19 protein-coding genes and 1 pseudogene are annotated in these 21,258 nt (G+C 73.6%); 17 read left to right on the forward strand and 3 right to left on the reverse strand.

The window, feature by feature from the left end; all coding sequences use genetic code 11:
• The 4 genes and pseudogenes from ACZ5ID_RS34780 to ACZ5ID_RS34795 all read left to right on the forward strand — a co-directional run.
• Positions 1-151, forward strand: a pseudogene (locus tag ACZ5ID_RS34780) (flavodoxin-dependent (E)-4-hydroxy-3-methylbut-2-enyl-diphosphate synthase); the annotation flags it as partial.
• Between the two features lie 738 nt (positions 152-889).
• Entirely contained in the window at positions 890-1,732 is an 843-nt protein-coding gene (locus ACZ5ID_RS34785; RefSeq protein WP_468906263.1) for a GNAT family N-acetyltransferase, read from the forward strand.
• A 40-nt stretch (positions 1,733-1,772) separates the two neighbouring features.
• Positions 1,773-2,339, forward strand: a complete 567-nt coding sequence (locus tag ACZ5ID_RS34790; RefSeq protein WP_468906174.1) for a GNAT family N-acetyltransferase — start codon at positions 1,773-1,775, stop codon at positions 2,337-2,339.
• Positions 2,340-2,411: 72 nt separating this feature from the next.
• Positions 2,412-4,112, forward strand: coding sequence for a proline--tRNA ligase (locus ACZ5ID_RS34795; protein ID WP_468906176.1), 1,701 nt, complete (start codon positions 2,412-2,414; stop codon positions 4,110-4,112).
• 434 nt (positions 4,113-4,546) lie between these two features.
• Here the strand turns inward: ACZ5ID_RS34795 and ACZ5ID_RS34800 are convergent, their stop codons facing one another.
• The 3 genes from ACZ5ID_RS34800 to ACZ5ID_RS34810 are packed head-to-tail and all read right to left on the reverse strand — an operon-like array spanning position 4,547 to position 6,420.
• On the reverse strand, positions 4,547-5,446 hold the full coding sequence (locus ACZ5ID_RS34800; protein ID WP_468906179.1) for an aminoglycoside phosphotransferase family protein: 900 nt from the start codon (positions 5,444-5,446) through the stop codon (positions 4,547-4,549).
• Between the two features lie 18 nt (positions 5,447-5,464).
• On the reverse strand, positions 5,465-5,896 hold the full coding sequence (locus ACZ5ID_RS34805; protein ID WP_468906182.1) for a ferritin-like domain-containing protein: 432 nt from the start codon (positions 5,894-5,896) through the stop codon (positions 5,465-5,467).
• Complete coding sequence (locus ACZ5ID_RS34810; protein ID WP_468906185.1) at positions 5,896-6,420, reverse strand: hypothetical protein; 525 nt, start codon at positions 6,418-6,420, stop codon at positions 5,896-5,898. Before ACZ5ID_RS34810 ends, ACZ5ID_RS34805 begins: the two co-directional genes overlap by 1 nt.
• Before the next feature lie 168 nt (positions 6,421-6,588).
• Here ACZ5ID_RS34810 and rimP point away from each other — a divergent pair, with 168 nt between their 5' ends.
• From rimP to ACZ5ID_RS34875, 13 genes are all read left to right on the forward strand, one after another.
• Positions 6,589-7,086, forward strand: a complete 498-nt coding sequence (gene rimP / locus ACZ5ID_RS34815) for a ribosome maturation factor RimP (RefSeq protein WP_468906187.1) — start codon at positions 6,589-6,591, stop codon at positions 7,084-7,086.
• A gap of 2 nt (positions 7,087-7,088) precedes the next feature.
• Positions 7,089-8,081: a transcription termination factor NusA gene (gene nusA / locus ACZ5ID_RS34820; RefSeq protein WP_406556989.1), complete on the forward strand. Its 993-nt coding sequence runs from the start codon at positions 7,089-7,091 to the stop codon at positions 8,079-8,081.
• Positions 8,082-8,213: 132 nt separating this feature from the next.
• On the forward strand, positions 8,214-8,492 hold the full coding sequence (locus ACZ5ID_RS34825) for a YlxR family protein (RefSeq protein WP_406556988.1): 279 nt from the start codon (positions 8,214-8,216) through the stop codon (positions 8,490-8,492).
• A 148-nt stretch (positions 8,493-8,640) separates the two neighbouring features.
• Positions 8,641-11,751, forward strand: a complete 3,111-nt coding sequence (gene infB / locus ACZ5ID_RS34830; RefSeq protein WP_468906192.1) for a translation initiation factor IF-2 — start codon at positions 8,641-8,643, stop codon at positions 11,749-11,751.
• 139 nt (positions 11,752-11,890) lie between these two features.
• Positions 11,891-12,184, forward strand: a complete 294-nt coding sequence (locus tag ACZ5ID_RS34835; protein ID WP_468906195.1) for a DUF503 domain-containing protein — start codon at positions 11,891-11,893, stop codon at positions 12,182-12,184.
• Between the two features lie 38 nt (positions 12,185-12,222).
• Positions 12,223-12,681 carry a 30S ribosome-binding factor RbfA gene (gene rbfA, locus ACZ5ID_RS34840; protein WP_468906198.1) on the forward strand — a complete coding sequence of 153 codons (459 nt, stop codon included), beginning with the start codon at positions 12,223-12,225 and terminating at the stop codon, positions 12,679-12,681.
• Positions 12,678-13,580 (forward strand): tRNA pseudouridine(55) synthase TruB, encoded by a 903-nt coding sequence (truB, locus tag ACZ5ID_RS34845; protein WP_468906200.1) that lies wholly within the window; start codon positions 12,678-12,680, stop codon positions 13,578-13,580. Before rbfA ends, truB begins: the two co-directional genes overlap by 4 nt.
• A 187-nt stretch (positions 13,581-13,767) precedes the next feature.
• Entirely contained in the window at positions 13,768-17,544 is a 3,777-nt protein-coding gene (locus ACZ5ID_RS34850; protein ID WP_468906203.1) for a trypsin-like peptidase domain-containing protein, read from the forward strand.
• Between the two features lie 63 nt (positions 17,545-17,607).
• A complete protein-coding gene (locus ACZ5ID_RS34855; protein ID WP_468906206.1) occupies positions 17,608-18,564 on the forward strand; it encodes a bifunctional riboflavin kinase/FAD synthetase in 957 nt (318 codons plus the stop codon).
• A 128-nt stretch (positions 18,565-18,692) separates the two neighbouring features.
• On the forward strand, positions 18,693-19,088 hold the full coding sequence (locus ACZ5ID_RS34860) for an SAV_915 family protein (protein ID WP_468906208.1): 396 nt from the start codon (positions 18,693-18,695) through the stop codon (positions 19,086-19,088).
• Positions 19,085-19,375 (forward strand): DUF6317 family protein, encoded by a 291-nt coding sequence (locus ACZ5ID_RS34865; protein WP_406555514.1) that lies wholly within the window; start codon positions 19,085-19,087, stop codon positions 19,373-19,375. Before ACZ5ID_RS34860 ends, ACZ5ID_RS34865 begins: the two co-directional genes overlap by 4 nt.
• A gap of 10 nt (positions 19,376-19,385) precedes the next feature.
• Positions 19,386-20,705: a WXG100 family type VII secretion target gene (locus ACZ5ID_RS34870; RefSeq protein ID WP_468906211.1), complete on the forward strand. Its 1,320-nt coding sequence runs from the start codon at positions 19,386-19,388 to the stop codon at positions 20,703-20,705.
• Positions 20,706-20,730: 25 nt separating this feature from the next.
• On the forward strand, positions 20,731-21,192 hold the full coding sequence (locus ACZ5ID_RS34875; RefSeq protein WP_468906214.1) for a hypothetical protein: 462 nt from the start codon (positions 20,731-20,733) through the stop codon (positions 21,190-21,192).
• The last annotated feature ends 66 nt before the right edge of the window (positions 21,193-21,258 follow it).

Here is a 21,258-nt window from a genome sequence, read left to right on the forward strand (position 1 = left end):
GGGGCAGATCTTTGTGAAGGGCGAGGTCATCAAGACGGTCCCGGAGTCGAAGATCGTGGAGACGCTGATCGAGGAAGCGATGAAGATCGCGGAGCAGATGGAGCGGGATGGGGTGGGGTCGGGGGAGCCGCAGGTGTCTGTGGCGGGCTGATCCCCTCCCCGCGCGTCCCCTGACCCTCCGGGGTCCGGGTAGTGGCTTTCCGGGGCTGTCCCCGCCCCCCATCACGGGTCCGGCGGCCCCTGGGCCCCGCTCGGGCCTGCGCACCCGGGCCCCGCTCGGTCCTGAGCCCCCGAGCACCCTCCGGTGCCGCGCACCCGGGCACCCTCCGGGGCTGCGCCCCCGGGCACCCTCCGGGGCTGCGCCCCAGGTCCCCTCTTCGCGGGGCCTGCGGCCCCCGCACCCCGCTTCTTTCGCCTGCGGACCGTGCTGGCTTGCTCGCGCAGTTCCCCGCGCCCCTAGGTACTCACGGGCGCGGGGAACTGCGCGCTCAGCCCCAGACAACCCGCAGCCGACCACCGGCCCCTGAAGGGGCGCGAGGAACGGCGCGAGCAACCCTCCACCGGCCCGCAGTCGACATCCGGCCCCTCAAGGGGCGCGAGGAACTGCGCGACCAGCCCACCACCGGCCCGCAGACGAACCCCCGGCCGAGTAGGGGCGCGGGGAACTGCGCGACCAGCCCACCACCGGCCCGCAGACGAACCCCCGGCCCAAGGCAGAGGCACCCGTGGCAGCTCCCGGCCCGCACGCCTCCCGGGCCGGGGCCGGGCCCCCGGGGCGGGAGGGGCGGGCGGGGGCGCACGCGTACCCCGGTCCACCGGCGCCGCATCAACGCCACCCCGCCGGGTACAGTGCGGAGATCAGCAGACCGTATGGTGAGGCCCCCACGTGTTGACGCAGACCACCACCCGGGTCCTCGAACCCGGTGACCTCGGCGCGGCGCTCGCCGTTCTGGAGAGCGAGCCGGTCGCCAACGCCTTCGTGGCCTCGCGCGTCCAGATCGCCGGCCTCGACCCCTGGCGGCTCGGCGGCGAGATGTGGGGCTGGTACGCCGGCGGCAGGCTCCGCTCGCTCTGCTACTCCGGCGCCAACCTCGTCCCCATCTGCGCCACCCCCGAAGCCGTCCGCGCCTTCGCCGACCGCGCCCGCCGCACCGGCCGCCGCTGCTCCTCCATCGTCGGCCCGGCCGAGCCCACCGCCCTGCTCTGGAAGCTCCTGGAGCCGCACTGGGGACCCGCCCGCGACGTCCGCTCCCACCAGCCGCTGATGGTCACCGAGCGCATGCCGGACGACATAGACCCCGACCCGTACGTCCGCAGGGTCCGCAAGGACGAGATGGACGTGATCATGCCCGCGTGCGTGGCCATGTTCACCGAGGAGGTCGGCGTCTCCCCGATGGCGGGCGACGGCGGACTGCTCTACCAGGCCCGCGTCGCCGAACTCGTCGGATCGGGACGCTCCTTCGCCCGCGTCGAGGACGGCAAGGTGGTCTTCAAGGCGGAGATCGGCGCCGCCACCACGCGCGCGTGCCAGATCCAGGGCGTCTGGGTCGCACCCGAGTACCGGGGCCAGGGCCTGTCCGTCACCGGCATGGCCGCCGTCCTGCGCTACGCCCTCGCCGACGTGGCCCCCGTCGTCAGCCTCTACGTGAACGACTTCAACACGGCGGCCCGCGCCTGCTACCGCCGCGTCGGCTTCCGTGAGACCGGGGCTTTCATGAGCGTGCTCTTCTGACAGTCTCTCCGGAGGGTCATCGGACAGTAGGGTGCGGACCATGGCACCTTCCTTTGGAGGCGGTCCCCGGAGCCCCGAGGTGACGGTCACACCGCTCGACCTCGCCGCCCGTGTGGACGAGGCCCTCGCCGTGCAGGCGGTCGCCTTCGGGCTCAGCCCGGAGGAGGTCGGCGTGCGCCGCCACATCGTGCTGCGCCACCTCGCCTGCCCCGGCGCGCGCGCCCTGGGTGCCACCACCGCCGACGGGACGCTCGTCGGGTTCGTGTACGGGATGCCCAACGACCGGGCGCACTGGTGGTCCACGGTCGTCGAACCGTATCTGCGCCACAACGGCACCGACGCCTGGCTCGACGACTCCTTCGTGATCACCGAGCTCCATGTCCACCCCTCCCACCAGGGCCGGGGCGTCGGCCGCGAGCTCATCACCCGGATCACCGACAGCGCCACCGAGCCCCGGTCGATCCTCTCCGCGATCGACACGGAGAGCCCGGCGCGGGCGCTCTACCGCGCGCTCGGCTACCTCGACCTCGCCGGGCAGGTCCACTTCCCGAGCGCGTCGAGGCCGTACGCCGTCATGGGCGCGCACCTGCCGCTGCGGCGCCCGTAAAACCGATTTCCACGCGCGCGTGAGGCGCGGATAACCTCCTGACACCACCCGTGTACGTACAGGAGAGATCCCATGGCAGCCGCCCACGTCCAGCGCATGTCCCGTCTGATGGTCAAGACACTGCGCGACGACCCGGCGGACGCCGAGACGCTCAGCCACAAGCTGCTGGTCCGCGCCGGTTACGTACGGCGCAACGCGGCCGGCGTCTGGACCTGGCTGCCGCTCGGCAAGAAGGTCCTGGACAACATCTCCCGCGTCGTGCGCGAGGAGATGGACGCCATCGGCGCCCAGGAGGTGCTGCTGCCGGCGCTGCTGCCCAGGGAGGCGTACGAGGCGAGCGGCCGGTGGGACGAGTACGGCGACCTGCTGTTCCGGCTGAAGGACCGCAAGGGCGGCGACTACCTGCTCGGGCCCACGCACGAGGAGATCTTCACCCAGACCGTCAAGGACCAGTGCACGTCCTACAAGGACCTGCCGGTGATGCTCTACCAGATCCAGACCAAGTACCGCGACGAGGCGCGGCCCCGCTCCGGTGTGCTGCGCGGGCGCGAGTTCCAGATGAAGGACTCGTACTCGTTCGACACCACCGACGAGGGCCTGGCCGAGTCGTACGCGCTGCACCGCGAGGCGTACCGGAAGATCTTCGCGCGGCTCGGGCTCGACTACCGGATCGTCTCGGCGGTGTCGGGCGCGATGGGCGGCTCGGCGTCGGAGGAGTTCCTCGCTCCCGCCGCCGCCGGTGAGGACACCTTCGTGGACTGCCCGCAGTGCGAGTACGCGGCGAACACGGAGGCGGTGACCTTCGTGGCGACGCCCGTGGACGCGGCCGGGGCCGGTCCGGTGGAGGAGCTGGACACTCCCGACACCCCCACGATCGAGTCCCTGGCGGCCCACCTGGGCGTGCCCGCCTCCGCCACCCTGAAGAACCTGCTGGTCAAGGTGGACGGCGAGATCGTGGCGGTCGGCGTGCCCGGCGACCGCGAGGTGGACCTCGGCAAGCTGGGCGAGCACCTGGCGCCGGCGGTGGTGGAGCTGGTGACGGCGGAGGACTTCGCGGACCGGCCCGATCTCGTACGTGGCTACGTCGGCCCGCAGGGGCTCGACAAGGTCCGCTACATCGCCGACCCCCGGGTGGCGCCGGGGACTGCCTGGGTGACGGGCGCCAACAAGGCCGACACGCATGCGCGGAACGTGGTGTGCGGGCGGGACTTCGAGGTCGACGACTACCTCGACGTGGTCGTCGTCGAGGAGGGCGACCCGTGCCCCGCGTGCGGCGCGGGGCTGCGGCTGGACCGGGCGATCGAGATCGGGCACATCTTCCAGCTGGGGCGGAAGTACGCGGACACCTTCCAGCTCGACGTGCTCGGCCAGCAGGGCAAGCCGGTGCGCGTGACCATGGGGTCGTACGGGATCGGCGTCTCGCGGGCCGTGGCCGCGCTGGCCGAGCAGACCGCCGACGAGCACGGACTGTGCTGGCCGGCGGAGGTCGCGCCGGCGGACGTCCATGTGGTGGCGGCGGGCAAGGCGCTCCAGACGGAGGTGGCGCTTGACGCGGCGGAGCGGCTGGCGGCGGCGGGGCTGCGGGTCCTGGTCGACGACCGGGCCGGGGTGTCGCCCGGGGTGAAGTTCACCGACGCGGAGCTGCTGGGTGTGCCGAAGATCCTGGTCGCGGGGCGGCGGGCCGGGGAGGGCGTGCTGGAACTGAAGGACCGGCGGACGGGGGAGCGGGAGGAGCTTGCGGTGGGGGACGCGGTGGAGCGGCTGCGGGGCTGATCCCCTCCGGGTGCTGCGCCCCCGCCCCCCGAAACGGGACCTGCGGGCCCGGCACCCCGCTCCCTTTCCCCGCGGGTGGGTGGGGGCCGGCCGCGCAGTTCCCCGCGCCCCTTCAGGGCTCGGACTTCGGCTGCCGGTTGGGGGCGGCTGGTCGCGCAGTTCCCCGCGCCCCTCGGTGGTCGGGTTGTCTGCGGGTGGGTGGGGGCTTGTCGCGCAGTTCCCCGCGCCCCTGGGTAGTCCGGGGCGCGGGGGACCGGGGCCCAGGCCACAGCGCCCCTGAGGCCACCCCGAGCCCCGTCCCCGCCAAGGGGCGCGGGGAACTGCGCGCTCAGCCCTCCACCGGCCCGAAGACGCACTCCCGGCCCTGAAGGGGCGCGGGGAACTGCGCGATCAGCCCTCCACCGGCCCGCAGACGGACCTGCGGCCGAGAAGCGTTACAGCCAGCCCGCGAACTCCAGCAGCAGCTCCGCGTCCTGGGTGCGGCCCGCCGCCCTCGCCCGGAGCCCCGACTCCACCGCTCGGAACAGCGTCCAGCCGTGCAGACGCGTCGGGTCGACATCCAGCGCGTCCGCGAGTTTGTTCACCCGACGGCGCGCGACCGACGCGCCGCTGGGGGCCGCGATCAGGTCCTCCACCCGGTCGCGCACCAGCCGCGCCAGGTCGTAGGCCCGTTCACCCACCAGCGGCTCCGGCCCCACCGTCAGCCACGGGGAGCGCTCCGCTGAAAGCACCTTGCTCTGACGGAAGTTGCCATGGAGGAGCAGCTCCTCCGGCGGGGAGGACGTCAAGGCGTCGCGGGCCGCCAGCGCCGCCTCCGCCAGCGGCGCCAGCTCCGACGGCAACTCCCCCCGCATCGGCACCGACTGACGCTCCGTCCGCTGCGCCGCCGATTCGAACGCGTGGCCCGCGGGCGGCTCCACCCACAGCCGGCGCAGCGTCCCCGCCGCCTCCAGCAACGCCTTCGCCTCGGGCAGCGAGCGCAGGGACACCTCGGGGTGCAGACGCTCCAACAGGAGGGAGTCCTCGGGGCCGTCCGTCTCCAGGAGCCGCGCCGCGCCCCAGCCGGCCCAGTGCTCCAGTGCTGCCCGCTCCAGCTCCGGACGGGCCTCGGCGGGCGCCAGCTTCAGGGCCGCGGGAGTGCCGTCCTGCTGCCGTACGAGCAGGACCAGGCTGCTGCGGCCACCGGGCGCCTGCACCCGTTCCACCGTCAGCCCGCGCCCCGCAACCGCCGCGTCCGCGAGCTGGGGCAGCCGCTCCAGCCAGCGCGTGGCGACGGCGTCCCCGTACGTCTCGCCGAGCGCGCGCACCAGCCGCTCAGGCGGTTCGAAAGCCATACGTGCGTCGTCCCTTGGTCAGCTACCGGTCGGGCCCGGACGTTCGGCGAGCCCCGGAAAGGCTACGCTGCCGCCCCGCCACCGCCCCGCCCGCACCGCCGCGTCCCGCAGCGCGGCTGCCGCCTCCCGGCGCAGCGGGCCCTCGGCCGCGCGGACCAGATCGGAGTAGACCCCGGCCACCCGGTCCTCCAGCTCGGCCGCGAGCCGCACCGCCGCCTCCGTGTCCGGTACGGGGAACGGCAGCGCGTACGCGGGCGCCGAGGCGACCGGGGCGGCGCCCAGGTCGCGCACGGTCCGGGTGAGCGCGTCGCGCCGGGCGCGGTGGGCCGCGTACGCCTCCCGGGCCTCGGCGGCGCGGGGCTCGCCGACGCGGCCACCGAGCACCCCGTACCCGTACACCGCCGCGTGCTCCGCGGCCAGCGCGGCCTGGGCCGCCTCCAGGGCCGGCATCAGACGCCCTCCCGACGGGTCAGCAGATACGCGTGGACCGCGCCCGCCGCGGCGACCGAGGCCAGCAGCCGGGCGAGTTCGGGCGGCGCCCCCGTCAGCGCCGCCATCTGGGCGTCGGAGACCTGGCGCGCCGCCCCCGCCAGCTCCCGCAGCGCCTCGGCGGGGTCGGCGGGGACGGTCGGCGCGGGCACGGGCACGGGCGCGGAGGGCCGGGGGTGGGTGCCCGCGAGCGCCGCCGCGTGCTGGGCCGCCTCCTCGCGCAGGGGGGCGAGCCGGTCCCGTACCGCCGGATGGCGCAGCGACACCGCCTCGTACCGGTCGCGCAGCGCCGCGCTGACGGCCGAGGTCCGCAGGCGCAGGGCCGCCTCGGCCCGCGCCGCCCGCGCGCGCTCGTGCTCCCGCGCGCTCCCATCGGCGTCTCGCGCGCCCCCGTCCGAGCAGGCCGACAGGAGCCCGGCCGCGGCGGCGGCGCCGGTCGCCGTGAGGGCGGCTCTGCGCGAGGTCACCGTCCTGCTCACCGGCACGTCTGTCTCCCCTGCGGGCTCCGGGCCCGGGGGCCGCCATGTGATCACCGCAGGCGAGCGTACCCGCGCCCGGCCCCGGGTGGACGGCAACACCCCCCGGGACCGGATACCCTTTGATTCGACACGCGACGAACCCACAACAGCACACGCGGCCGAGGAGTCACCCGGATGAGCACGACCCAGAGCGAGAGGCTGCGCGGACTGCTGGAACCGCTCGTCAGCGCCCAGGACCTCGATCTCGAGGAGATCGAGGTGTCCCGGGCAGGGCGCCGCCGGATGCTGCGGATCGTCGTGGACTCCGACGAGGGCGTGGAGCTGGACACCTGTGCCGAGCTGAGCCGCGCCGTCTCCGACGCGCTCGACGAGAGCGATGTGATGGGCGACGAGGAGTACGTCCTCGAAGTCACCTCGCCCGGCGCCGAGCGCCCCCTCTCCGAACTGCGCCACTATCTGCGCGCCACCGGGCGGCTCGCCCGGCTGACGCTGAACGAGGGCGGCGAGCTGGTCGCGCGCGTTCTCGGCGCCGACGAGGAGGGCGTGGACCTGGAGGTCCCGGGTGTGAAGGGCCGCAAGGCCACCGCCCGGCGCCTCGCGTTCTCCGAGATCGCCAGGGCGCGTGTCGAAATCGAGTTCAACCGCAAGGACAAGAAGGAAGAGGAGGCGTAGCCATGGACATCGACATGAGTGCCCTGCGGGGTTTGGTACGGGAGAAGGAGATCTCCTTCGACCTGCTGGTCGAGGCCATCGAGTCGGCCCTCCTCATCGCCTACCACCGCACCGAGGGAAGCTTCCGCCGCGCGCGCGTGCAGCTCGACCGCGAGAACGGTCATGTGACCGTGTGGGCGAAGGAAGACCCGGCCGACCTGGAAGAGGGCCAGGAGGCCAAGGAGTTCGACGACACCCCGACCGGTTTCGGCCGGATCGCCGCCACCACCGCCAAGCAGGTCATCCTCCAGCGTCTGCGCGACGCCGAGGACGACATCACCTTCGGTGAGTTCGCCGGGCGCGAGGGCGATGTGATCACCGGTGTCGTCCAGCAGGGCAAGGACCCCAAGAACGTCCTGGTCGACATCGGCAAGATGGAGGCCATGCTCCCGGTGCAGGAGCAGGTGCCGGGCGAGGAGTACATCCACGGACTGCGCCTTCGTACGTATGTCGTACGGGTGGCGAAGGGTGTGCGCGGTCCCTCGGTGACCCTGTCGCGCACCCACCCCAACCTGGTGAAGAAGCTCTTCGCCCTGGAGGTGCCGGAGATCGCGGACGGCTCGGTGGAGATCACCGCCATCGCCCGCGAGGCCGGTCACCGTACGAAGATCGCGGTCCGTTCGACGCGTTCGGGGATCAACCCGAAGGGCGCCTGCATCGGCCCGATGGGCAGCCGCGTGCGCAATGTCATGGCCGAGCTGCACGGTGAGAAGATCGACATCGTCGACTGGTCGGACGACCCGGCCGAGATGGTGGCGAACGCGCTCTCCCCGGCCCGGGTCTCCCGGGTCGAGGTCGTGGACATGGCGGCCCGGTCCGCCCGGGTGACCGTGCCCGATTACCAGCTCTCGCTGGCCATCGGCAAGGAGGGCCAGAACGCCCGCCTCGCCGCGCGGCTGACCGGCTGGCGCATCGACATCCGCCCGGACACGGAGCAGCCGTCCGAGCAGGACTGAACAGACGGCCAACGGGGCCCGGGAATAACGCCGGGCCCCGTCGCCGTTGCCGTCATGGCGATCTTTTAGGACAACGACCGTTCGATTTTTGCCCCAAAGGGGTGAGGTCGGTACGGGGAGGTAGACTTAACCGTGTCTGGCCGGACGCATGCCCGCGCATGCCCTGAGCGCACCTGTGTGGGGTGCCGGGAGCGAGCGGCCAAGACCGATTTGCTGCGCATCGTGGAGGTCGAGGGCGCTTGCGTCCCCGATCCTCGCGGTACGCTGCCCGGCCGGGGTGCGTACGTTCACCCCGCCTCGGTCTGTCTGGACCTGGCGGTCCGCCGCCGGGCGCTCTCCCGGGCCTTCAGGGTCAAGGAGCAGCTGGACAGCGAGGCCGTGCGTCAGCACGTCGAGCAGGCAGCACCGTAAGAAGAAGTACGGCACGGAACACCGTGCGGTCAGGTACCTCGCGAGTTGGAAGTAGGTCGAGATTGCGATGAGCACTCGATGAGTACGCGATGAGTACGCCCATGAAGTAGCGACGGTCCGGCGGTAACCCGGACCTAAAAGGAGCGAAGTGGCTAAGGTCCGGGTATACGAACTCGCCAAGGAGTTCGGAGTGGAGAGCAAGGTCGTCATGGCCAAGCTCCAAGAACTCGGTGAATTCGTCCGTTCGGCGTCCTCGACGATCGAGGCCCCCGTTGTACGCAAGCTGACCGACGCTTTGCAGGGACCCGGTGGCAACGCCGGCAAGTCCGCTGCCAAGCCGGGCGCCCCCCGCAAGGCGACGCCCGCCAAGCCCGCCGCGCCCTCCCCGGCGCAGGCGGCACGTCCCGCTGCCCCCAAGCCCGGCGCCCCGGCCCCCAAGCCGGCCGCCGCCGAGGCCCCCAAGAGCAGCACCCCGTCCACGGCGCCGGCCCCCGGCCCGCGTCCGGGCCCCAAGCCCGCGCCGGCCAAGCCCGCCCCGGCGGCCCCGGTCCCCGCGGCCGAGTTCTCGGCTCCGGCGGCTGCTCAGGCCCCCGCGCCGCAGCAGCAGCAGGCCCCGCGTCCCGCGGGTGCCACCCCCGGCCCGCGTCCGGCCGCCCGTCCCGCCGCCTCCGGTGGCCAGGGCGAGCGTCAGGGCGGCGAGCGCCAGGGTGCCCGTCCGGGTGCCCCGCGTCCGCAGGGCCAGGGCGCCCCGCGTCCGGGCGGTGCCCGTCCCGCGGGTCCGCGTCCCGGCAACAACCCCTTCACCTCCGGCGGCTCCACCGGTATGGCGCGTCCGCAGACGCCCCGTCCCGGCGGTGGCGCGCCCCGTCCCGGCGGCGCCGGTGCCCCCGGTGGCGCCCCGCGTCCGCAGGGTGGTCCCGGTGGCGCTCCGCGTCCGCAGGGCCAGGGTGCTCCCTCCGGGCGTCCCACCCCGGGCGGTATGCCCCGTCCGCAGGGCGGCGCCCCGCGTCCGGGCGGTGCCCCGGGCGGTAACCGTCCGAACCCCGGCATGATGCCGCAGCGTCCCGCCGCGGGCCCGCGTCCCGGCGGTGGCCCCGGTGGCGGCCGTGGTCCCGGTGGCCCCGGTGGCCGTCCGGGCGGCGCCGGCCGTCCCGCGGGCGGCGGCTTCGCCGGCCGTCCGGCAGGTCCCGGCGGCGGCGGTCGTCCCGGTGGGGGCGGTGGCTTCGGCGGCCGTCCCGGCGGTGGCGGTGGCGCTCCCGGTGGTGGCGGCGGCTTCGGCGGCGGTCGTCCCGGCTTCGCCGGTCGTCCCGGCGGCCCCGGTGGCCGTGGCGGCACGCAGGGTGCCTTCGGCCGTCCGGGCGGGCCCGCCCGTCGCGGTCGCAAGTCGAAGCGTCAGAGGCGCCAGGAGTACGAGGCCATGCAGGCCCCGTCCGTGGGCGGCGTGATGCTGCCTCGCGGCAACGGCGAGACCGTTCGCCTGTCGCGCGGTGCGTCCCTCACCGACTTCGCGGAGAAGATCAACGCCAACCCGGCGTCGCTGGTCGCGGTCATGATGAACCTCGGCGAGATGGTCACTGCCACGCAGTCCGTCTCCGACGAGACCCTCCAGCTCCTCGCGGGCGAGATGAACTACCAGGTTCAGATCGTCAGCCCGGAGGAGGAGGACCGCGAGCTGCTCGAGTCCTTCGACATCGAGTTCGGCGAGGACGAGGGCGGCGAGGAGTACCTCGTGGCGCGTCCGCCGGTCGTCACCGTCATGGGTCACGTCGACCACGGAAAGACCCGACTGCTCGACGCGATCCGCAAGACGAACGTCGTCGCGGGCGAGGCCGGCGGCATCACCCAGCACATCGGTGCCTACCAGGTCGGTACCGAGGTCAACGGCGAAGAGCGCAAGATCACCTTCATCGACACCCCCGGTCACGAGGCGTTCACCGCCATGCGTGCCCGTGGTGCCAAGTCGACCGACATCGCGATCCTCGTGGTCGCGGCCAACGACGGCGTCATGCCGCAGACGATCGAGGCGCTCAACCACGCCAAGGCCGCCGGCGTCCCGATCGTCGTCGCGGTCAACAAGATCGACGTGGAGGGTGCGGACCCGGTCAAGGTCCGCGGTCAGCTGACCGAGTTCGGTCTGGTGGCCGAGGAGTACGGCGGCGACACCATGTTCGTCGACATCTCCGCCAAGCAGGGTCTGCACATCGACTCCCTGCTGGAGGCCGTCGTCCTCACCGCCGACGCCTCGCTCGACCTGCGGGCCAACCCGGAGCAGGACGCGCAGGGCATCGCGATCGAGGCCCACCTCGACCGCGGTCGCGGCGCCGTCGCCACCGTCCTCGTCCAGCGCGGTACCCTCCGCGTCGGCGACACGATGGTCGCCGGTGACGCCTACGGCCGAGTCCGCGCCATGCTCGACGACAAGGGCGAGAACGTGGAAGAGGCGGGTCCCTCGACTCCGGTCCTCGTCCTCGGTCTCACCAACGTCCCGGGCGCCGGCGACAACTTCCTGGTGGTCGACGAGGACCGTACGGCCCGTCAGATCGCCGAGAAGCGTGCCGCCCGCGAGCGCAACGCGGCCTTCGCCAAGCGCACCCGCCGGGTGTCCCTGGAGGACCTCGACAAGGTGCTCAAGGCCGGTCTGGTCCAGGACCTCAACATCATCATCAAGGGCGACGCGTCCGGTGCGGTCGAGGCTCTCGAGTCCTCGCTGCTCCAGCTCGACGTCGGTGAAGAGGTCGACATCCGCGTCCTGCACCGCGGTGTGGGTGCGGTCACCGAGTCCGACATCGACCTGGCGATGGGCTCCGACGCCATCGTCATCGGCTACAACGTCCGTGCGGCCGGCCGTGCCGCGCAGATGGCGGAGCGCGAGGGCGTCGACGTCCGGTACTACTCGGTGATCTACCAGGCCATCGAGGAGATCGAGGCGGCCCTGAAGGGTCTGCTGAAGCCGGAGTACGAGGAGGTCGAGCTCGGCACCGCGGAGATCCGCGAGGTCTTCCGCTCGTCCAAGCTCGGCAACATCGCGGGTGTCCTCATCCGCTCCGGCGAGGTCAAGCGGAACACGAAGGCCCGCCTCCTCCGGGACGGCAAGGTCATCGCGGAGAACCTCAACATCGAGGGTCTGCGCCGCTTCAAGGACGACGTCACCGAGATCCGCGAAGGCTTCGAGGGCGGTATCAACCTCGGAAACTTCAACGACATCAAGATCGACGACGTCATCGCGACGTACGAGATGCGCGAGAAGCCGCGCGGCTGATCGTCGCAGCTGGGTCGGGGCCGGTCGGCGGAGCTTATTTCCGTCGATCGGCCCCGGCCGTTGCGTGTACGGTTCTGATGTCCCCGCCAAGTCGTCGGCGGGGCCGTCTACCCCGGACCGGCGGGACATCCGGACACCTATGTATGTGGGGACGCTCTCCTTCGACCTGCTTCTCGGCGACGTACGGTCGTTGAAGGAGAAACGCTCCGTCGTCCGGCCCATCGTGGCCGAGCTCCAGCGCAAGTACGCGGTGAGCGCGGCGGAGACGGGTGCCCAGGACCTCCATCGCAGGGCCGAGATCGGTCTGGCGGTGGTCTCCGGCGAGACGGGGCACCTCACGGACGTACTGGACCGGTGCGAGCGCCTTGTCGCCGCCCGGCCGGAGGTGGAGCTGCTGTCGGTGCGACGCAGGCTCCACACTGACGAAGACTGAACACTGAGCTCGAGCAAGGCAAAGAAGGAGAAGGACCAGTGGCCGACAACGCGCGGGCGAAGAAGCTGGCGGACCTCATCCGGGAGGTGGTCGCCCAGAAGCTGCAGCGCGGCGTCAAGGACCCGCGCCTCGGTACGCACGTGACCATCACGGACACCAGGGTCACCGGCGACCTGCGGGAGGCCACGGTCTTCTACACGGTCTACGGCGACGACGAGGACCGGGCCAGCGCCGCCGCCGGACTGGAGAGCGCCAAGGGCATCCTGCGCTCCGCGGTCGGCGCCGCCGCCGGCACCAAGTTCACGCCGACCCTGACGTTCGTGGCGGACGCCCTCCCGGAGAACGCCAAGACGATCGAGGACCTCCTCGACAAGGCGCGGGCCTCGGACGCCGCGGTGCGCGAGGTCTCCTCGGGCGCCCAGTACGCCGGCGACGCCGACCCGTACAAGAAGCCCGGTGAGGACGACGAGGACGACGAGGGTACCGCCGCCGAATGAGCCAGAACCCGACGCCGGACGGGCTTGTCATCGTCGACAAGCCGTCCGGCTTCACCTCGCACGACGTCGTGGCCAAGATGCGCGGGATCGCCAGGACCCGCCGCGTCGGCCACGCGGGCACGCTGGACCCGATGGCCACGGGCGTGCTCGTCCTGGGCGTCGAGCGGGCCACCAAGCTGCTCGGGCACCTCGCCCTGACCGAGAAGGAGTACCTCGGTACGGTCCGCCTCGGCCAGGACACGGTCACCGACGACGCCGAGGGCGAGATCATCTCGTCCACCGACGCCTCGAAGGTGACCCGCGAGGGCATCGACGCCGGGGTCGCGGCGCTGACCGGCGCCATCATGCAGGTTCCGTCGAAGGTCTCGGCCATCAAGATCGACGGCAAGCGCTCCTACGCGCGCGTGCGCGGCGGCGAGGAGTTCGAGATCCCGGCCCGTCCGGTGACCGTCTCCTCCTTCACCGTGTACGACGTGCGCGAGGCGGTCGCCGAGGACGGCACCCCCGTCGTCGACCTGGTCGTCTCGGTGGTCTGCTCCTCCGGCACCTACATCCGTGCCCTCGCCCGTGACCTGGGCGCCGGGCTCGGCGTCGGCGGACATCTGACGGCGCTGCGCCGCACCCGGGTCGGCCCCTACGGGCTGGACGCGGCCCGCACCCTCGACCAGCTCCAGGAGGAGCTGACCGTGATGCCGGTCGCCGAGGCGGCGGCTGCCGCGTTCGCCCGCTGGGACGTGGACGAGCGGCGCGCCGGGCTGCTCCTGAACGGGGTGCGCCTGGACATGCCCGAGACGTACGGGAGCGGCGGGCCGGTCGCCGTCTACGGGCCGGGCGAGCGGCTCCTCGCGCTGGTTGAGAGCCAGCGCGGCAAGGCCAAGAGCCTGGCGGTGTTCGGCTAGGCGCGCTTCGGCGGTCGCGGCCGGTACCCGTCCCGCGTTCCCAAACCTGTGGCGGGCTCCTTGCGAGCCCGCCACCGGCGTTTTCACCCTTCGGGGCAGGCGCTCGTAGTGAAAGAGGGGTGCACTGGGGGGCGCTTTCGCCGCGCGTTCTTCTCGGGCGGATCATGCCAGAACTACCGTTTCGGACATGGGACGCGGGGACGGTGACGGGGGCCGGGAGACACTGGTACGGATCTGCGATCTGGCGGGACGCACCCGGGGCACCGGCTTCGTCGCCGACGACCGCGGCACCGTCGTCACCAGCCATGAAGCGGTGGACGGGCTCAGCCGGGTGGTGCTGCACGCCCCCGGGGAACACACCTGTCTAGCCGAGGCCGACGCCGTCACCCCGCTGCCGGAGGCGGGCCTCGCGCTGGTGCGCACCGAGGGGCTGGAGGTGCGCCCGCTGCCCGTCGCCGCCCGGGAGGCCGTCGCCGCGGGCACGTATGTGCGGATCGCCGCGCACGGCTGGCGCGAGGCGCGGGTGCTCGGCGGGTCGCCCGTCACCTACACCGCCACCGACCGCTTCCATCTCCTCGCCTCCGCCCTGGAGCTGGCGATCGGCACCGAGGGCGCCGACGCGCTGCGGCTCGGTGGCGAGGCCGCGGGCGGGCCGGTGCTGGACGCGGCGACCGGCGCGGTGCTCGGGGTGCTCGGCACCGCGCTGCACGCGGCGCACCGGGCGGCCGGGTTCGCGGTGCCGCTGCGGCCCGACGCCGGCCCGCTGGAGGAGCTGCTGCGGCGCAACGCGGCGACCGTCCCGGCGTACGGCGAGGACCTGAACCTGGCGGGCGCGCTCCAGCTCACCGCGACCTCCGTGGGCTCGGCCGGCGGCCACGGCGAGCGGGGCGAACCGGTCGAACGACGGCTCACCGTACGGCACTTCGCCGACTTCGCGGCCGGCCCCGCCCACGTCCTCGGCCTGGTCGGCGACCCCGGCACCGGCCGCACCACCGAACTCGCCGCCCTGGCGGCCCGCCGCGCCCGGGGCGCCGAGCCCGCCCCCACGGTGTGGCTGCGCGGCGCGGACCTGCGCGCGGGCGACGGCTCGGTGGCCGACGCGGTGGCGCGGGCGCTACGGCAGGCGGGCCGGATCGTGGCGGCCTCGGGGGCGCCCGGCGACATGGACCGCGCCACCCCCGAGCGGGTGGCGCGCCTCGCCTTCGACGCCGGGCGCCCCCTGCTGGTCCTGCTGGACGGGCCCGAGGAGATGCCGCCCCTCCTCGCGCACCGGCTGCCCGAGTGGACGGCCGGGACGGCGGCCTGGCTGCGCGAGGCCGGGGCGCGCCTGGTGGTCGCCTGCCGCCCCGAGCACTGGGAGCAGGCCGGGGCGCTCTATCCGCCGGACGCGCTGTACCCCGCCGAGGCGCCCCGGCTGCCGCACGCGGTACGGATCGGCGACCTCTCCCGCAAGGAGGCGGCCCGGGCCCGTGAGCGGTACGGCATCCCGGACGGCGCCCTGGCCGAGGGGGCCGGACGCCATCCGCTGACCCTGCGGCTGCTCGCCGAGGTGCGCGAGGCGCTGCCGGGCGAGGTGGCGGGCCGCCCCGGCCGCGAGGACGTCTTCGCCGCCCATCTGGACCTGATGTGCCTGCGGATCGCGGTACGGCTGGCGGCGGGCCGGCGTCCCGCTCCACGCGGCTCGGCGGTGCGGCGGCTGGCGGCCCGGGTCTCGGGCCGGGTCCACGAGGCGGCCCGCCGCTGTCTGGGCCCCGGCCAGGGCGAACTGGACCGCGAGAACTTCGAGGAGATCTTCCCCTGGCGCACCGGCTGGGCCTCGGCGGTCCTCACCGAGGGCCTGCTGGTCCCGGCGGGCTCCGGCTACCGCTTCGCCCACGAGGAGCTGGCCGACTGGCTCCAGGCCGCCCATCTCGACCTGGACGCGGCGCTGCGCACCCTGGTCCACCGCTGGTGCGAGGACGCGTCCGGCGCCGAGGACCACACCCCGGCCCGGCTGCCGTCCCGCCCCGGCACGAGCGGTCCGGGCGACGACGCGACGCAGTACGTGCCGCCCCCGCCCGGATCGCGCGGCGCCCGGGGAGCGGACCCCCAGGACCTCGTCCCGCCACCGGACACCCCCGCCGGGCCGCGGCACCCCGGCGTCGTCCCCGACCAGCGCCGCTCGCCGCGCCGCGAGGACGGCAGACGGGGCCGGCGCTTCCGCCCGGGACCGCCGCCGCCCGCGCCCGGGACGCGGCCCGAGCCCCCGCGGGACGAGCCCCGCACCCTTCCCGTCCCCCGGCACCGCGTCGGCCCCGTCCTCCAGGCCCTGCTGCTCCTCGACCGCGAGCAGGGTCCCGACGGGCTCGCCCCGCACCTGGCCAGGCTGGTGGACTCGCTCGACCGGCTCGCGGCCGGGGCGGGGACGGCCGCGCCGGACCGGGCGCAGGACGCCGGCTGGTGGGCCGTGCACCTGCTCACCCAGACGCTGCTGCGGGTGCCCGAGCCCCGCTCGTACCAGTGTGTGCTGCGGCTGCTCGCGGACCGGATCAGCGCGTGCTCGGTGCGCGAGGGCGGGCCGGAGCGGCTGGGCGGGCTCGGCACGTTCGGGCCGTGGTTCTGGCAGCGGCTGCGGATCGGCGACGACCGCCGGATGGAGCTGCTGCGCCGGCTGGTGCCCGCCGACGGGGCACCGGGCCGTTCGCCCGGGTGGGAGCGGTACCTCGACGCCGTGGACCGGCGCCTGGCGGCCGAGCCCCGGAGCGTACAGCCGCTGCTGTGCCGGTGGTTCACCGACGAGCGGCCCCTGCCCGCGCCGCCGGGCAGCGAGATGCGCCCGACCGTCGCCGGGGCCGCGCAGGCCCTGCTCTACGCCCGCCGCTCGCTGGCCATCGACGATCTCACCGAGGCGCTGGTGGCCACCGCGCACGCCCGCGCCGACGAACTCCTGGCCGCGCTGGCCGAGGACGAGCCGTCCGCGCTCTGCCGGGCCGTGGACCGCTGGGCCCACGACGACCGGCCCGAACGACGGGTGGCCGCCGCCGCGTACGGTCCGCGCGTCGCGCCCCACGTCACCACCGCCGCCGACCGCGATCTGCTGCGCTACGCCGCGCTCGCCCTGCTCGCCCGGTCCGCCGACACCCCGCTGCACGGCGCCGCGCTCAACCTGCTGATCCGCGACCCGCGCACCCGCGCGCACTACCTCGACGCGACGCTCGCCCGGTACACGGGCGGCGACCCCAAGCTGCCCGCCTCCGCGCTCCTCACCGCCCTCGCCACCCATCCCGAACCGGTCCTCACCGCCTTCCAGACGCGTCTGGACCAGCCGGGCGACGCCGCCGCCGAGGTGCTGGGGGCGCTCGCCGAGATCAACACGCCGGCGCTCGCCCGCCGGGCGGCGGCGCTCGTCCGGCACTATGCGGGCCGCCACCCCGAAGGCGCGGCCGACGCCGCCGCGTTCGTGGAGCGGCGCCTGGAGTACGGCCCGGCGGCGCGTGCCGTGCTCTTCCCGCTGGTCACCTCCGTACTGCGGGGCTGCTCCCCGCAGGTGCGGCGGGCGCTGGCGCCGGTGCTCGCCGCGCCCGGCAGCCGCACCTCGCGCCCCCTGCGCGCCGAGCTCCTGGACGTCCTGCTCGAATACGAGCGGTACGAGTCGCGGGACCCGGAGGTGCTGCACGCCCTGCTGCGGGCCGCCGCGCTCGGGGCGGTGGCGCGCCCCGAGGCGCGCACCCGCGACCTGGTCCACCGCACCGGGCTGCTCCTGGTGCGGACACCCGAAGGTGCCTGCTGCTTCGACCGGCAGGTGGTGGAGCTGGCCCGGGAAGTACCGGAATTCGCCGTTCAGGTGGCGGGCTGGCTCGCCCAGGCGCCCCACGAGTGGTCGGCCGTGATCGGGCCGAGCGCCCGCCGCACGGTCGAGGCACTTGCGGTGCCCATGCCGATGAGGGCCGAACCCGCCGGGCATGGCAGTCTTAGACCTGTGTGAGAGGACACCTCTCACGTACACGGGTTCGGATTTCGGGCGAGTTTCGGGCGAGGAGCGGTCACAGTGCAGCGCTGGCGTGGCTTGGAGGACATTCCCCAGGACTGGGGACGCAGCGTCGTCACCATCGGCTCCTACGACGGGGTGCACCGCGGACATCAGGTGATCATCGGGCGGGCCGTGGCGCGCGCCCGTGAGCTGGGCATCCCCTCCGTCGTGGTGACCTTCGACCCGCACCCCAGCGAGGTCGTGCGTCCCGGCAGCCACCCGCCGCTGCTCGCCCCGCACCACCGGCGCGCCGAGCTGATGGCGGGACTCGGCGTGGACGCGCTGCTCATCCTCCCCTTCACCAGTGAGTTCTCGAAGCTGTCGCCGGCCGAGTTCGTGGTGAAGGCACTCGTCGACAAGCTGCACGCGCGCGTGGTCGTCGAGGGCCCCAACTTCCGCTTCGGCCACAAGGCGGCGGGGAACGTCGAGTTCCTGGCGGAGCTCGGCGAGACGTACGACTACGAGGTGGACGTCATCGACCTCTTCGTCAGCGGCGAGGCGGGCGGCGGGCAGCCGTTCTCCTCGACCCTGACCCGGCGTCTGGTCGCCGAGGGCGACGTGGCGGGCGCGGCCGAGATCCTGGGCCGCCCGCACCGGGTCGAGGGCGTCGTGGTGCGCGGCGCGCAGCGCGGCCGGGAGCTGGGCTACCCGACGGCGAACGTGGAGACGCTGCCGCACACCGCGATCCCGGCGGACGGCGTGTACGCGGGCTGGCTCACCGCGGACGGCGAGCGGATGCCCGCCGCCATCTCCGTCGGCACCAACCCGCAGTTCGACGGCACCGACCGCACGGTCGAGGCGTACGCGATCGACCGCGTCGGCCTCGACCTCTACGGGCTGCACGTCGCCGTCGACTTCCTGGCCTATGTGCGCGGCCAGGAGAAGTTCGAGTCGATCGAGGCGCTGCTGGAGGCGATCGGGCGCGATGTGAAGCGCTCGACCGAGCTGATCGAGGCGCACGAGGCACAGGCGTAGCACTGGTCAAACGCTGGTCAAACAGTGCCCAGAAACCGCCCAAGAGCTGGCATCCATTGACTATGGGTGAAGGCTTTGGGCGGTTTTCGTCGTATTGACGCATCGGGGCGCCGCATAAGTTGAGACATGTGGCTGAACCACGAGTGTCCCGCATCCTCGGCATCGTCGGCGTCGACGCGGCCAAGAGCGCGCAGCCGGGCGTCCCGCCGTACCACACACCGGTGTTCGTCCCGGCCCACCCGCGCTATCCGGCCGGCGGCGCCGCCCCGCGCGTCGACTTCGAGCTGCTGCGCCCGCCCTCCGGACCGCCGGTCCCGGTGGCCTTCACCAGCGTGGTGAAGCTGGTCGAGGCGCTCGGCCCGGCGCAGCCCTGGATCGCCCTCTCCATCGGTCCGTTCGCGGAGGCGATGCGTGAGGCCCGGCTGCCCAGGGTGCACCTCGACCCGCGGGTGGCGCCGGGCGGGCGCCGATGGCGGCCGGAGGACCTGGAGCGGACGTACGGAGAGAGCGGGGCAGGGGCATGAGCGCCGATGTGAAGGTCATCCTGGGCGACCTCAACGCGATGGCGTCGACCTTCCACAAGGAGGCCGAGGTCTACCGGGGCATGCACGCCAATGTGAAGCCCGCGGTGGCCGGTTCGGGCGACGCCGGGTGCGACGCGGCCATCAAGGCCATGGCCGACCTGATAGCGGGCCTGCACGACAAGCTGTCGGACCGGCTCGACGACAACAGCGACAAGGTGAAGTACGCCCACGACTCGATGCAGCGCAACGACATCGACGTACACGGCCTCTTCGAAGACCTGATGTGAAGGGCACGCGGTGAGTGACAGCTGGGTGGGCGGGGACATCGGCGGTATCCGCACGATGGGCGACGCCTACAAGAACGCCAAGCACGACCTCGAATCGATCGTGAAGCCGCTCGGCACGGTCGTCGAGCAACTGGCCAAGGACGCGGCCTGGGAGGGCGAGGCCGCCGAGTCCTTCCGCGCCAAGTGGAGCGAGGACGCGCTCACCGCGGGCGGGTTCGCGGAGCTGGTCCACGCGACCGGCGAGATCCTCACGACCCTGGCCGACCACCTCTCGGCCGCCGAGAGCGCCCTGCAGAACGCCGAGGACGTCGCCGTGAAGGCGGGCGTCCCCATGGGCCCCAAGGGCGTACCGGGCCAGCTCATGACCAACAACCCGCCCAACGACAAGGAGCAGAAGGCGATCGACGCGCTGCGCGACTACGCCGGCGTGCGCGACGAGATCCTGCACACCGCCCAGCAGGCCCGCCTCGACGCCGCCGAGGCGCTCAACAAGCTGTACGAGGAGGACACCTCCAAGGTGTCCACCGGCGACAAGGTCACCATCGCCGACTATCTGCGCGGGCTGTACGCGTACGACTCCGAACGCACCCGGGTCAAGGGCCACGACGCCGCCACCAAACTGGACGACGCCAAGAAGGAGGCGGACGCGGCGAAGAAGGACCTGCGGGCCGAGCGCAAGGAGTGGCAGAAGCAGGGAAAGACGCTCCCCAAGGACTCCCCGGCCCGGCTCGCCTACAAGGACGCGCTGACCAAGCTCGACGGGCTGGAGACCGACATCGCCCGCGCGGAGCACGGCAGTTCGGCGCTGCCCTACGACCACGCGCTCAATGTGAAGGTCGCGGACGCGGCCGACGCGCTGAAGCTGGGCAAGGGCCTGGAGAAGGTGCCGGACTTCCTGAAGGAGATCCCCGTCGTCGACGTCGCCGCGGCGAGCGTCTGCGGCCTGCTCGAGGCGAAGGACGACCACGACAAGGGGTGGTCGTGGACGCACTCGGTGGTGGTGGACGGGGGCGCGGCGCTGGGCGGACTGGCGGCGGGCACGGCGGCCACGGCGGCCGGTGTGGCCCTGGTGGCGAGTTCGGAGATCACCGTGCCGGTGGCCGTGGTCGCGGGCGTCGGGGGCGCGGTCGTCATCGGAGCGACCGACCTGCTCGACGAGGCGTTCCACGAGCACTGGAGCGAGGACATCCACGACCACGGGGTCATCGGCGGACTCTGGCACGGCAGCGGCAACGTCCTGTCGGACACCGGCCAGGACATGAAGCGGCTCGCGGACGACGCGGGGGACCTGGGGAAGAAGGCGTGGAATGGGTTCAAGGGTCTCTTCTGAGCCGGCTCCGGCCAGACTGCCGATCGTGGGCACCACCTGGTACCGGCGGGGCTTCGGCTACTGGGCGCGCCGGATCGCCCTCGCCGCCTTCGTACTCCTGGCGATGACGCTGATGCTGACCGTGCTGCTCATCGCCTTCGGCGACACCGTGGACGGGCTCCCCGGCAGCTGGCCGCCGGTCCTGTGGACCGCCATGACGGCGCTGTGCGCCGGGTCGGCGGTCTGGGGCTGGGCACGGGCGCGGCGCCAGACGCGAGAGGCACTGGCCAGGGCGGCGTCGCCGGAGGAGTCCTGGAAGGCGCACAGCGGCGGGCAGCGGCAGGTCGGCACCGGTCTCAGCAGCCCGTGGCGGGCCCTGGTACTGCTCGCCCTGCCGTTCCTGGCGCCGCTCTTCGCCTGGCTGCTGGGCACGCTCTGCGCGGCGACGTTCGTACGGGAGCTGCCGTCGGAGGTGGGGGCGCGCAGGGCGCTGGCGGCCCAGCGGTAGGGGGCGCGCCACCCTCAGGGGCGCGCGGGCAACCGCGCGACCGGCCGAGCACGGGCCGCCGCCGGA

This window comes from Streptomyces sp. NPDC031670 (genome assembly GCF_055580545.1).

Bases quoted from the DNA above. Each gene is read 5' to 3' on its own strand.
- ACZ5ID_RS34790 (WP_468906174.1), top strand. From the start codon at position 1,773: ATGGCACCTTCCTTTGGAGGCGGTCCCCGGAGCCCCGAGGTGACGGTC.
- ACZ5ID_RS34795 (WP_468906176.1), top strand. From the start codon at position 2,412: ATGGCAGCCGCCCACGTCCAGCGCATGTCCCGTCTGATGGTCAAGACA.
- ACZ5ID_RS34800 (WP_468906179.1), bottom strand. From the start codon at position 5,446: ATGGCTTTCGAACCGCCTGAGCGGCTGGTGCGCGCGCTCGGCGAGACG.
- ACZ5ID_RS34805 (WP_468906182.1), bottom strand. From the start codon at position 5,896: ATGCCGGCCCTGGAGGCGGCCCAGGCCGCGCTGGCCGCGGAGCACGCG.
- rimP (WP_468906187.1), top strand. From the start codon at position 6,589: ATGAGCACGACCCAGAGCGAGAGGCTGCGCGGACTGCTGGAACCGCTC.
- nusA (WP_406556989.1), top strand. From the start codon at position 7,089: ATGGACATCGACATGAGTGCCCTGCGGGGTTTGGTACGGGAGAAGGAG.
- ACZ5ID_RS34835 (WP_468906195.1), top strand. From the start codon at position 11,891: ATGTATGTGGGGACGCTCTCCTTCGACCTGCTTCTCGGCGACGTACGG.
- truB (WP_468906200.1), top strand. From the start codon at position 12,678: ATGAGCCAGAACCCGACGCCGGACGGGCTTGTCATCGTCGACAAGCCG.
- ACZ5ID_RS34850 (WP_468906203.1), top strand. From the start codon at position 13,768: ATGGGACGCGGGGACGGTGACGGGGGCCGGGAGACACTGGTACGGATC.
- ACZ5ID_RS34865 (WP_406555514.1), top strand. From the start codon at position 19,085: ATGAGCGCCGATGTGAAGGTCATCCTGGGCGACCTCAACGCGATGGCG.